9 protein-coding genes are annotated in these 12352 nt (G+C 43.6%); 4 read left to right on the top strand and 5 right to left on the bottom strand.

Annotated features, from left to right (window positions below):
- Positions 1-66: 66 nt before the first annotated feature.
- Positions 67-507, bottom strand: coding sequence for an HIT family protein (locus CZ794_RS09525; RefSeq protein ID WP_087041358.1), 441 nt, complete (start codon positions 505-507; stop codon positions 67-69).
- A 218-nt stretch (positions 508-725) separates the two neighbouring features.
- Between CZ794_RS09525 and CZ794_RS09520 the strand changes: the two genes are divergently transcribed.
- The 3 genes from CZ794_RS09520 to CZ794_RS09510 all read left to right on the top strand — a co-directional run bounded on the left by CZ794_RS09520 (position 726) and on the right by CZ794_RS09510 (position 5188).
- Complete coding sequence (locus CZ794_RS09520; RefSeq protein WP_179207281.1) at positions 726-1547, top strand: hypothetical protein; 822 nt, start codon at positions 726-728, stop codon at positions 1545-1547.
- Positions 1548-1738: 191 nt separating this feature from the next.
- Positions 1739-3625, top strand: a complete 1887-nt coding sequence (gene ilvD, locus CZ794_RS09515) for a dihydroxy-acid dehydratase (protein WP_087041356.1) — start codon at positions 1739-1741, stop codon at positions 3623-3625.
- 315 nt (positions 3626-3940) lie between these two features.
- Positions 3941-5188: a sodium:proton antiporter gene (locus tag CZ794_RS09510; RefSeq protein ID WP_087041355.1), complete on the top strand. Its 1248-nt coding sequence runs from the start codon at positions 3941-3943 to the stop codon at positions 5186-5188.
- 20 nt (positions 5189-5208) lie between these two features.
- Here the strand turns inward: CZ794_RS09510 and CZ794_RS09505 are convergent, their stop codons facing one another.
- From CZ794_RS09505 to CZ794_RS09490, 4 genes are all read right to left on the bottom strand, one after another.
- Positions 5209-6645 (bottom strand): serine hydrolase, encoded by a 1437-nt coding sequence (locus CZ794_RS09505; RefSeq protein WP_087041354.1) that lies wholly within the window; start codon positions 6643-6645, stop codon positions 5209-5211.
- Between the two features lie 166 nt (positions 6646-6811).
- On the bottom strand, positions 6812-7465 hold the full coding sequence (locus CZ794_RS09500; RefSeq protein WP_256958934.1) for a beta-lactamase hydrolase domain-containing protein: 654 nt from the start codon (positions 7463-7465) through the stop codon (positions 6812-6814).
- Positions 7466-7518: 53 nt separating this feature from the next.
- The gene (locus CZ794_RS09495) at positions 7519-8436 is read right to left on the bottom strand and encodes a MaoC/PaaZ C-terminal domain-containing protein (protein ID WP_087041353.1); all 918 of its coding nucleotides are present in this window, start codon (positions 8434-8436) and stop codon (positions 7519-7521) included.
- A 303-nt stretch (positions 8437-8739) separates the two neighbouring features.
- A complete protein-coding gene (locus CZ794_RS09490; RefSeq protein ID WP_087041352.1) occupies positions 8740-10140 on the bottom strand; it encodes a 3-oxoacyl-ACP reductase in 1401 nt (466 codons plus the stop codon).
- A 641-nt stretch (positions 10141-10781) separates the two neighbouring features.
- On the opposite strand from CZ794_RS09490, the gene CZ794_RS09485 reads away from it, so the two are divergent.
- On the top strand, positions 10782-12071 hold the full coding sequence (locus CZ794_RS09485) for an acetyl-CoA C-acetyltransferase (protein WP_201512090.1): 1290 nt from the start codon (positions 10782-10784) through the stop codon (positions 12069-12071).
- Positions 12072-12352: the final 281 nt, after the last annotated feature.

The raw sequence follows: 12352 nt of genomic DNA, 5'->3' as shown, positions 1-12352 counted from the left end.
TTCAGCTGCCTTTCGATTCATTATAAGAAGTACTGATTGTCAGGCTAATAATATGCCTGAATAAAACTAACTTTCGATAGCCGAAGTAAGCTTTTTGGCCATGTCAGCCAGTTGATTATTCTCTACTTGTGTCACAGCATGACGACCTAATTCATGAATACTGGATGGTATGAGATGTACATGATAGTGAAAAACGGTCTGCCCTGCTTGTGCGCCATTTAATTGCATCTGAATGATGCCTTCACGCTCAAATACCTGGCGCTGTGCTTGCATCACTTTTTTGCAAGTCATTAAGACAGCGGCGGCATATTCTGGCTCAAGATCTGCCAAATCAACGGCTTTTTGCTTAGGTATTACCAGTACATGACCTTCTGCTTGTGGCATGATATCCATAAAGGCAAGCGTTTTGTCATCTTCATAGACTTTGTGATAGGGAATATCACCACTAAGCATTTTGGCAAAAATATTATTGTCATCATAAGTCACTTGCTTATTATTTTGGCTCATATGTATTCCTTTATTGGTTTGAGGTTGAATGATTCAGTAGATTTTTCGAATTATTAGGCAGTCTTGAATATAGTGGACTAAACGTTATGCCCGTACAAGGTATGATAATGTGCTTTAAAGAAGCGATAAAGTCTATTCTCATCGTTGTTCGCTAATTTATTGGCGAGCTAAGTGCTTTAAATGTTATATTACTACCCTACTTTAAAAACATAATGCTTATGGATTCGTCTACTGTGCCCGTTCAGTCAAATATAACTGAGACATCTACAAACGCTGAGAATTCGGCACCCAAAACTTTGTCAGAAACCTCTATACCGACACATTCTGCACATATCGATTCTGTACACGATAGTGAACATCATAGTCCTGACAATGAAGATAGTACTCAAACTATTGACCCCAATGCTATCATCTTAGCAGAAGCTTTGAGCGACAAAGTCATCAGCTGGCAGATACACAATTGTAAAATTATCAAAAAGACTGTCACGCAAGACTTGCCACTGCCTTTTCTATATCACTACGATAGCCTAGACGATACTATCAAGCAGACGCATCCCCTTACACCTCAGCTACTTACCCAATTCAATACGACTATGTCAGCTCGTGAAGCAGCTAAATTGATTGGTATTGATGAAGCATTATTGACCACTCCTTGGCATGTAAAAGTGATTGGCTCATTGGTTGTGTTTAGTGAAGCATTGCAGTTAGCCGTTCGTCTGCATTGGACCAATACAGGCAAAGAGACCCAGCAGATATACACTAAGGATGCCGCCGACGCTATTCTTGCCGCCTTTGAAGACTGGCAGTTCTTTGGTCGTATAGACGTCCTTTATAAAAATAGTAAGCAGACGTTAATCAGTATTGATGAGCAAAACCTCAGTACTCAAGCATTACCTGCCGAATCACTATTGACGATTGATCCAAGTAGCGACTATCAACAGTTACCAGCTACTCATGCGCTTGCGGCTATCGTAAAGCTAGAAGCAGACAAGGCTGAATTACCTTGGTTTGACAAGGCTATTTTAGCGCGCCTTGAATAGCGGATTGAACATATTTTTGATTATCTCTAAATCATTACCATTACTGAGCTATTTTGAATTATTCATAGCTAATGGTATGGTATTGACTTAGTATTATTCACTAGTCCTCACTCTCTATAAAAAGCAAACTATCCTCATCACGTTTGAGGAAGCATTTTTAACAAACCTCGCCTATTTGTAAGGAATATCACATGGATTATCGCTCAAAAACCTCTACTGGTGGTCGTAATATGGCTGGTGCTCGTGCACTATGGCGTGCGACTGGTATGACTGATGGCGACTTTGGCAAACCAATTATTGCCATTGCTAACTCATTCACCCAGTTTGTACCAGGTCATGTACATTTAAAAGATCTTGGTCAAATGGTCGCGCGCGAGATTGAAAAGGCAGGCGGTGTGGCAAAAGAGTTCAATACCATTGCTGTCGATGATGGTATTGCCATGGGTCATAGTGGCATGTTGTATTCATTGCCAAGTCGTGACTTGATTGCTGATTCAGTAGAGTATATGGTCAATGCTCACTGTGCTGATGCGCTGGTTTGTATCTCGAACTGCGATAAAATCACGCCTGGTATGCTGATGGCTGCGATGCGCCTTAATATTCCAGTGGTATTTATCTCAGGTGGCCCAATGGAGGCAGGCAAAATTTTGGCCAGTACTGTTGGTAAGAGTCACAATACCGATAGCAACGACAGTAGCGCCATCCGTAAGCTTGACCTTGTCGATGCCATGATGGATGCGGCTGATGATAGCATCAGTGATGAAGATGTGGCGGCTATCGAAGCTTCAGCCTGCCCAACTTGTGGTTCATGCTCTGGTATGTTTACAGCCAACTCAATGAACTGCTTGACGGAAGCGTTAGGACTGGCCTTACCAGGTAACGGCTCGCTACTTGCTACCCATTCACTGCGCCGTGAGCTGTTTTTAGAAGCCGGTCGTACCATTGTCTCACTGGCCAAGCGTCGCTATGAGCAAGATGATGACTCTGTATTGCCACGCTCGATTGCAACCAAAGCGGCTTTTGAAAATGCCATGAGTTTGGACATTGCCATGGGTGGTTCAACCAATACGATATTGCATCTACTTGCGGCTGCCAATGAAGCTGAAATCGATTTTAAAATGGCTGATATCGACCGTTTAAGCCGCGGTGTGCCTTGCCTAGCAAAAGTTGCCCCTGCTTCACAAAAATATCATATGGAAGATGTGCACCGTGCAGGCGGCGTCTTTGCACTACTGGCCGAGCTTAATCGTGCTGGATTACTGAAGACTGATGTGCCAACCATCCATAGCAATACTATGAAAGAAGCGATTGATAAATGGGACATCATGAACCCTGATAATACCGAGGCGCGCGCACGTTTTCTGGCAGCACCAGGCGGTGTACGAACCACTGAAGCCTTTTCACAATCAAAAGAGTGGTCAAATCTGGATGTGAATCGTGAGTCTGGCTGTATCCGTAGCGCAGCACATGCTTATTCAAAAGACGGTGGTCTTGCGGTACTGTATGGCAACATTGCTGAGCGTGGCTGCGTGGTCAAAACTGCTGGCGTCGACGAGAGTATCTTAACCTTCACCGGTCGTGCGCGTATTTTTGAATCTCAAGACGATGCAGTCGCTGCCGTTTTAGACGACAAAATCGTTGCCGGTGATGTGGTCATTATTCGCTTTGAGGGGCCAAAAGGCGGTCCTGGTATGCAAGAGATGCTCTATCCAACAACTTACCTCAAATCAAAAGGGTTAGGAAAGCAGTGTGCGCTACTGACAGATGGTCGTTTCTCTGGTGGTACCTCAGGCCTATCGATTGGCCATGCCAGCCCTGAAGCCGCTGAAGGCGGTGCTATCGGTCTGGTTGAAGAAGGCGATACCATTCATATCGATATCCCAAATCGCACCATCAATATGCAAGTAAGTGATGCCGAGATAGCAGCTCGTCGTGACGTGATGGAAGCTCGTGGTCGCGATGCATGGAAGCCTGTCAGTCGTGAGCGTTATGTGACGCCTGCTCTTCGCGCTTATGCTGCCATGACGACCAGTGCTGATACTGGTGCCATACGTGATGTTAGCCAAGTAGAGCGTTAAGCCCAGCAGCTATTTATCAATTCTGTCTTACAATCTGTCTTATGAATTATTAGAAAACGCTTATAGAAACATATGAAGCCTGCGCCATGCAGGCTTTTTTTTCACCAAAAAACAACACAGCCGTCGTTTTGATAACGATTTTTTGCGACATTGAAGTCAGTTTATCGTCATGATAAGCAGGTCTTCTATATTCTTATGGCAGATACCTCCATTATCTAAATGTATCCACGTTACGTCTAACAACCAATCAATATCAGTTGCTCATTTTGTACGTTTGCAAGTCTTAAAAACCCTATATCGGTGCATAAAACCCTTATGATAGAAAACTATAACTTATTCTTATTAATCTGCGGTGTCGCCTTTTTATTCGGCGCCCTGTTTCCTGTTATTTTTAAAAAGACCCCTATTTCATTGCCCATGCTACAAGTCACATTAGGCGTGATAGTAGGCTATTTTTGGATCACACTTACGTTTTTAGATCCGATTGATAATGGCGTGATTATCGAAAAGCTCACTGAGTTTGTGGTCATCGTTTCGTTAGTCAGCGCTGGTATTAAAATTGACACCCCTTTAAGCTGGCGATTGTGGCGTCCCACGACACGCCTTCTGCTCATCACCATGCCGATTGGTATCTTTTCGATGGCAGTATTGGGCTATTATGCCTTTGGTCTTACTTTAGGAGCTGCCCTCTTACTCGGCGCAGTATTGGCACCTACTGATCCCGTTTTGGCTTCTAGTATCCAAGTGGGTCCACCCAATACAGGTGGTGAAGACACACCGCGCTTCGCGCTAACCTCAGAAGCGGGGTTGAATGATGGCTTGGCCTTTCCTTTTGTGTATTTGGCAATAAAAATAGCAGAAGCATTTAGCGAGGGCCATGGTATTACCAGTGAACTGCTTTGGGAATGGTTCACTCACGACGTGCTATGGAAAATTGGTGCAGGCTTGGTGACGGGTATCATCGTTGGTAAGGTCATGGCCAAAATGGTGTTCTCAAAACATACCAAAGACACAACCATCTCACAAGGTTATGTCGTCATTGCGCTCACTTTAGTCGCTTACGGATTAGCAGAATTCGTGCATAGTTATGGTTTTATTGCCGTGTTTATCGCCGCGTTTGCTTTCCGACGTTCAGAACACAAACACGAATATCATGAAAAGCTACACGACTTTGCAGAGCAATCAGAAGGTTTGCTGATGACATTAGTATTGGTCACCTTCGGGATATTTTTGGGTCAAGGATTGCAATCTGGGGTTGAGCTAACGTGGCGCGTATATATTGTCAGCTTTGCTTTCTTATTATTCATACGCCCGATTGGCGGTTTTATTGCTCTTTCGGGGTTGAATCTTCCTCGTACCGAAAAATATGCAATCTCAGCATTGGGTATCCGCGGTATTGGTACCCTATACTATTTGGCTTATGCACTCAATCAAGGCTTTTTCGGTGAGGAAGATGCGCTTAAACTGTGGGTTGTCTGTTCAATCGTTATTTTGATTTCGATATTCATGCATGGTCTTAGTGCCAATAGACTGCTCAAAATGGTACCAAATAAAGCCCGATGAATAGATGTTAACAGCTTATGTTAGCTTGCTGGGTGCGCCTCATCAATCAAGAGCAATACTGCTTCTGTTAATGCGAACTGACGAATATCATTCAACATAGTGGTATCGAAGTTATGAATAAAAGCAAACGACAATTGACGTGAAGGGTCGCACCAAGCAACTGAGCCGTTGTAACCCATATGGCCAAATCCTGCTAACTGAGGTTCGATTACCTCATTAACGCTTTGCTCACGGGCGCATAAGCTAAACACTCTATGATAGCCCAAGCGCCATTGCATTGGAGCTGGCATAACAGCATCTAAGCCTGTCACTTGCGGTGTAGAGAGCTGCTGAAAAGTATTATGATCAATAAGCGTTTTTCCTTGCCACTCACCGCCATTTGCTAACATGGTATAAATAGTTGCTAGTGCATCTGCTGAGGCCACACCATTGGCGGCTGGAATAACTGCTTGTATTGTCTCACGCTTATGATAGTCAATCGGTTGTTTGCTGGCAGGTATGAGTGCTGCCTTGTAGTTTCTTAAATTGAGATGACTGGTATCAAAGTACAAACGGGTGATACGCGCTGTGTCTAGTTTTGGCAACTCATTATGCTTATCAGAGCTTACAACGTTTTGATTATCTACGGCCTTTTTATTGTTTACAGTCTGCTGCTGCCAACACAAATAGCTGGGTAGATTTTGATAAGTTTGTAAGGTACTTTGAGAGTCAGGTTTTAGCACAGGCTTACGATTGTGGCGTTTATGCCGTAATAATGCGTCCTCATCCTCTGACGCGTCAAAATCTTGAACCAACGTTGCTACCTGCTCTACTTTATCATCAGGCACACCAAAATAGCAGCTGTCTGCAATACCCAAAGGCTCTGTTAAATAATGCCTCAACGCTTTGGCTAACGACATATTGGTCACAGCCTCTATCATACCGCCCAATACCCAGCCGTAGATTAAGGCACTATAAGCGCTATCGTAGGCGTCTGCATTCGTCGGTGATGTGACTGGCATGGCTGCCACTTTTTCTAACATGACCGCCCAATCAAGCATTGTTTCACTATCGGCATCAATGCTTTGAATAGAAAACAGATTTGCTTGATGAGACAGTACGCTACGCAAAGTAATGCTTTTTTTACCATTAGCGGCAAATGCTGGCCAGTAGCTAGCAATGGGTGCATCATAGTTCAATAATTGTTTTGAAACCAACACATGTACCAGCGTTGCCAGCACCCCTTTACCAGTAGAAAAGTTGATCGCCAACGTATCAGGCTGCCATAGCATATCTGAGCGCGCCATTCCCGTGCTTGCTTTGGCAACACACTTTCCTGCCTGATACACCACCAAAGCGCCGCCTGCTGGCCCGTCCTCTAACTGCAAATCAGTCAATAATTGCTGCAAGCGCTGCTGAAATTCTGTATTAATCTGTCGATCCACGTTTTGATTGTTCTCTTTGAGATAGCCCGTCATGGTGGCTTTGCTCCATTTTTATAAAATAAAGAAATAAAACACAATATCTGATTATCGGAGATTGAGGAACTCTATGATAAACGCAAATCAAACATTTACCCATAAAAAAGGCCACCTAGTGGTCGCCTTTTGTTATTAAACGATGATGCCTGAACAAAGTATTGGCTTAGCGTGGTACGAGCAAGCGCTTAAACACCTCATCTTCAAGTTTTGTCAAACCATGACTACGACCACGTTCCATCGCTGTATCCATCTTACGACCACGTAACCAGCCTGCACGCAAAGCAATCGCTGCCCCTACTCGATTGCCAGACCCGCAGTGTACGGCTATTTTTTTGCCATGGTGTTGTCGCAAAATATTATCAAACGCCAGTATTTTGAGCTGTTTTAAATCGGCAGCACCACTTATGGGTAAATGCTCGTAACCCATGCCTGCGCGCTCAACTGCGGCAGCTTCATCGAAGCTCAGCTCTGCATCCGGTTGCAAGTTAATCACCACATCAATACCTGCTTTCGCTAGCGTTGCTACTTTTTCTTCATCAAGCGCGCCGCATACGATAGTGTTTGCATCAGGACGGAAATACGGTTCAATAACAGCAGCAAGATTGACACCATTGTCAGGCGCGTCATGAACAGAATCGTCATTAATCAAACTGTCGCTACCCGAATGGTCACTCAAAGATCTGTCATCAGCCTCGTTGTGGTTAACCGCTGTATCAACCGCTACTAAGCCGTCTGTCTGCTCTTTACTTGTCGCATTGCCTTGTAAACTGCTGCCTTGTGAGCTTAAGTCTTGTGAACTGGGGTTTTGTGAAGTCATAGTTATAAATTGGTTCGTTAAATATGGCTATATGAGATAAGCGCTTTCGTACGCTATTTGCTACCACTTTTTAAAGTAACAATGCCCGCCAAATGCGGCTTGTCATTCTTTGAGCTGTACAATCCAAACTGGCAAGTGTCTTCTGCATTCTCAAGTTGTGAGACGGGATCAGCAATCAGCTCAACTTCAGCTGGCAAAAAAATCGGCAGTTTAAATGACACATCAACGGTACAAGCATCAGGCAACTCATCCATCATAGCAAGACATTTGGCCTTTGACCACATACCATGCGCAATCGCTTTTGGAAAACCAAAAGCACGAGCTGACAGTGGATGTAAATGGATAAGGTTAAAGTCACCTGAAACAAATGCATAGCGACGACCAATATCTTCTGGTACTTCGAAGATACTATGTACGCCCTGCTCTTTAACTACTGGCTTAACCGTTGCTGAACGTGGTGCACTCTTTCTATCTTTACTACTGCTGGGTTTTTTGCTACGTGATAGATAAGTCGACGTTCCTTCCCAAATCACCTCGTCTTCTGATTTGACTGTGGTCACAAAGTCAAATTGTTGACCTTGAGCATGGTCGCGTAAGTTATCAAAAGCCACTGACAGCGCAACGGTTTCGCGCTCGCCGATAGGACGGTACTGGGTGACGCTATTGTCAACGTGTACTAAGCCTAACATAGCAAACGGAAACGGTTCTTTGACCATCATATTCATCTGTAATGCTTGAGACAGTACAGAAAAATACGTAATAGGTACTTTGCCGTTGTTAGCAAAACCGCAAATCTTTCGATAATCGTTTAAGTTTTCTTGATCAATATGCAGATCATCGACATGATAGGTCGCTTGCGGCAGCTGGTCTTTACTAATTTTGCCGCTATTACCCATAGGCAGTAAACTTTTTACAATATTGGCGTAGGTAGTATGCGCTTTTGGCAACGCATCATAATGTTTGTCTGACATAAATAAATCCTAAGTGGGGCTTGAACAAATTTTCTGTGTGCATGTAAAGATACTATGAATACGTTGACTAAAACTTATCAATAATCAGGTAGAGAGTCCTATGTTTAGTCAAACGTACAAGCGACTATTGCAGCAAAAAACGATCTGGCGTATGGTTCCTGTGTTTTTATCATAAAAAAGCCACCCTTGGGCAGCTTTATTAGCAATTTTTCGTAAGCATATGTGAGGTAAATGAAAAATAATAGGTGATATCAGATATTTACCTATCTATTTATAACATTTACCTTTGCATAAAAACTGGCGCTATGCCCCAAGTAGACTCTGCCCACAGACGCGTACCGTGTTGCCATTTAGGCCACCAGAAGCAGGTGATGCCAACCATGCAATGGTCTCAGCAACATCTACTGGTAGACCACCTTGACTCATTGAGTTCATGCGGCGACCTGCTTCTCGAATGGCAAATGGAATGGCTTCTGTCATTTGTGTTTCGATAAATCCTGGCGCCACTGCATTGATGGTCATGCCTTTTGCATTGTTTTCCAACTGCTTGGCAGTCGCATCAACCAAACCAATAACACCCGCTTTAGAAGTCGCATAGTTGGTCTGACCCATATTGCCAGCAATACCTGAGATTGATGACACGCAAACAATACGTGCGTTTTCTTTTAAGACATCGTTGTCTAATAGGTAACGATTGAGCTTGGCCACACTACCTAAATTGATATCGATGACCATATCCCATTTTTTCTCATCCATTTTTGCAAGCGTCTTATCACGAGTCACACCAGCATTATGAATGATTGAATCCAAGCCCCCACGTTTCTGTGCGGCGTCTGCGATTTGTGCGCCTGCATCTTCACTGGTGATATCAACGGTTAGAATAGAACCACTGATTTCACTTGCCACTTTTTGCAAGTCACCTTGTTGCTGCGGTACATCTAGGCAAATAACATGAGCGCCTTCACGTGCCAACACACGAGCAATCGCTTCACCAATACCGCGACTGGCACCAGTCACTAACATGGTTTTTCCGCCCAGTGGCTGGGTCCAATCAACCTCAACCGAATCACCCTTGCCAACACGCACTACTTGACCTGACACATAAGATGAGCGTGCTGAAGTAAAGAAGCGTAGCGTTGAATCCAGATTCTTTTCAGCGCCTTCTTCTACATAAATAAGCTGTGCGGTTACGCCACGTTTGAACTCTTTACCAACCGATTTGACAAAACCTTCTAGCGCACGCTGAGCCAAAGCCGCGTCAATATCTGTAATTTGCTCAGGTGGACGACCGATCACAATTACTCGGCCTGACGTCTCTACGCGGCGTGCAACGGTATGAAAGAACTCATACACTTGCTTGAGGTCGTCAGAATTGCGAATATTACTGGCATCAAACAACAATACTTTAAATTTATCTTCACCGCCTGTATTGGCTTTCGCCTCTATGCTCGCATCTGCCAACGCGTCTTTGATATCGTCATGACTATTGACGAACACTTCAGCATGCACATCCGACAAGATGCGTGCAACGGATTCACTGACACTTTTGTCGTCACCATTGGCGCGGCCCACCAGAACACTACCGCGAACCAAACGCTCACCACTCTCAAAACGGTCAAGTGTGACTGGTAAAGGCAAGCCCAAGTTCTTTGCAACTTTTTTGCCAATAGAAGACTGAACAAAATCACCGTAACGGTCTGACATAATATAATCCTATAAGTAGTGGTTAAAGAATAATGAATGAAAAATACAAATTACCTAATGCTGTAGGCGCTCTGCTTTTATAATTATCGATATTGAATAAATGGCTCTTAAATCGTCTTAACTATACACTCTCATCATAGACAAGTCCAAAAATCGCGACTGTCTACAACAATCTGTAAACAAGCTAGTATACAAGTACGCTACTTTTCCTAGCATCAAAGATATGACATCATGCTAAAATCAGGTCTATAAGTTATGTATAATTAAAAAACAAATAACAATATATTATCAAAGACGCTGTGATGCAATGCTGGCGATATATACTCATCAGTCTAAGAGATGTTTGTCTTAAGCACCAACCAAATTTGCCACCGCTTAGTTTTGTTTGCCAAAGATATACAGTAAGGCGATAAAAACGCCTTATCATAAACAGCTGTATCATGTAATAAATAATAATAGTTGCTTATTGTTATTTTGCTGATTAAACCGTATTTTATTTTAAATAAATTTTCTCTTTTAAGGATAATGCAATGAGTAATAAAAACAATCACCCTGATAGTCCTGTGGTAGAAAGCACTGTTGTAAAAGCAAGTGATGACAAAAAATCAAAGCCAGTAGCGACCAAAAGCCGCAAATCTGGAATGGCCTCAGGTCAGAATCGAGTGGCTATTTTAGGTGGTAATCGTATCCCATTTGCACGCTCAAACGGTTCATACGCTGATGTGAGCAATACAGACATGCTAACGGCTGCTTTAGACGGTTTGATCGAGCGCTATAATCTACAAGATGAAGTATTGGGTGAAGTGGTGTCTGGCGCTGTCATGAAGTTGAGCCGCGATATCAATCTTACTCGTGAAGCCACATTGAATACAGCGCTCAGTCCGCATACCCCAACTTACGACATTTCACAAGCTTGCGGTACGGGCTTACAAGCGACTTTCGCGTCTGCCAATAAGATTGCCTTGGGTCTGATTGACTCAGCCATCACAGGCGGCGTTGATACGACCTCCGACGCACCTATTGCCATTGGCGATGGTTTACGTAAAGTCCTCATTAAGTTAGGAGCGGCAAAAGACAATAAACAACGTCTAAAAGCCTTGATGGGTTTAAACCCAAAAGACTTGATTGATTCGCCACAAAATGGTGAGCCGCGCACAGGACTGTCAATGGGTGAGCATCAAGCCATCACCACACTTGAATGGAATATCAGCCGCGAAGCACAAGATGAGCTCGCTTTTAACAGTCACAAAAACCTTGCCCGCGCTTATGATGAAGGCTTTTTTGATGACTTAATCACGCCATATAAGGGTTTGACGCGTGATAACAACTTGCGTCCAGACACAACTTTAGAAAAACTGGGCAAACTAAAACCTGTATTTGGTAAAAAGAATGCCAACCCGACAATGACAGCAGCCAACTCTACGCCATTAACTGATGGTGCGTCTTGTGTCTTATTGGGTACTGATGAGTGGGCGAAAGAGCACAATCTAAAACCACTCGCTTATATCGTACACCAAGAAACAGCCGCCGTTGATTTCATTGGTAAGTCTGGTACTACTGAAGGCTTACTCATGGCACCAGCGTATGCAGTACCGCGTATGCTTGAGCGCGCTGGCTTGACACTGCAAGATTTTGATTTTTATGAGATTCACGAAGCATTTGCTTCACAAGTATTGTCGACACTTGCGGCTTGGGAAGACCAGAAATTCTGTGAAGAGCGCTTAGGTCTTGACGCGCCACTTGGCGCTATCGATCGCAACAAACTCAATGTAAATGGGTCATCATTAGCAGCAGGTCATCCATTTGCTGCCACTGGCGCTCGTATTTTAGCCACTGCGGCAAAATTGCTGGATCAAAAAGGATCTGGCCGCGCGCTTATCTCTATTTGTGCAGCTGGCGGTCAAGGTGTGACTTGCATCTTAGAAAAGTAAATCTGTCATTTACTAATTAATCGATCACGCTTTTCAAAATATTAAGACATCCTTTAATCTGCTGATTAGAGGATGTTTTTTTGTGCCTAGATGTATCAATCCAGACTCAGGATGCGATAAAAAGTTCCTATTTAGACAGACAGTTTTTGTCATTATTTTTGCCTTTTGAATGAAAAGTGTCCTTACCATAAAATCTACGGGTACAACTATAGGTGATTATCCTTGCATCTATGCTACTTTAGAAGCGTCATACACTCAGTAACAAAATCCGTGAAAATACA

This window comes from Psychrobacter sp. JB385, assembly GCF_900163785.1.
In the GTDB taxonomy this organism is placed as follows: domain Bacteria; phylum Pseudomonadota; class Gammaproteobacteria; order Pseudomonadales; family Moraxellaceae; genus Psychrobacter.
The sequence above is the reverse complement of the archived record's forward strand: the minus strand, read 5'-3'. Positions and strand labels throughout refer to the sequence as shown.

Coding starts and splice junctions, on each gene's coding strand:
- CZ794_RS09525 (WP_087041358.1), bottom strand. CDS start 507: ATGAGCCAAAATAATAAGCAAGTGACTTATGATGACAATAATATTTTT.
- CZ794_RS09520 (WP_179207281.1), top strand. CDS start 726: ATGGATTCGTCTACTGTGCCCGTTCAGTCAAATATAACTGAGACATCT.
- ilvD (WP_087041356.1), top strand. CDS start 1,739: ATGGATTATCGCTCAAAAACCTCTACTGGTGGTCGTAATATGGCTGGT.
- CZ794_RS09510 (WP_087041355.1), top strand. CDS start 3,941: ATGATAGAAAACTATAACTTATTCTTATTAATCTGCGGTGTCGCCTTT.
- CZ794_RS09505 (WP_087041354.1), bottom strand. CDS start 6,645: ATGACGGGCTATCTCAAAGAGAACAATCAAAACGTGGATCGACAGATT.
- CZ794_RS09500 (WP_256958934.1), bottom strand. CDS start 7,465: ATGACTTCACAAAACCCCAGTTCACAAGACTTAAGCTCACAAGGCAGC.
- CZ794_RS09495 (WP_087041353.1), bottom strand. CDS start 8,436: ATGTCAGACAAACATTATGATGCGTTGCCAAAAGCGCATACTACCTAC.
- CZ794_RS09490 (WP_087041352.1), bottom strand. CDS start 10,140: ATGTCAGACCGTTACGGTGATTTTGTTCAGTCTTCTATTGGCAAAAAA.
- CZ794_RS09485 (WP_201512090.1), top strand. CDS start 10,782: ATGGCCTCAGGTCAGAATCGAGTGGCTATTTTAGGTGGTAATCGTATC.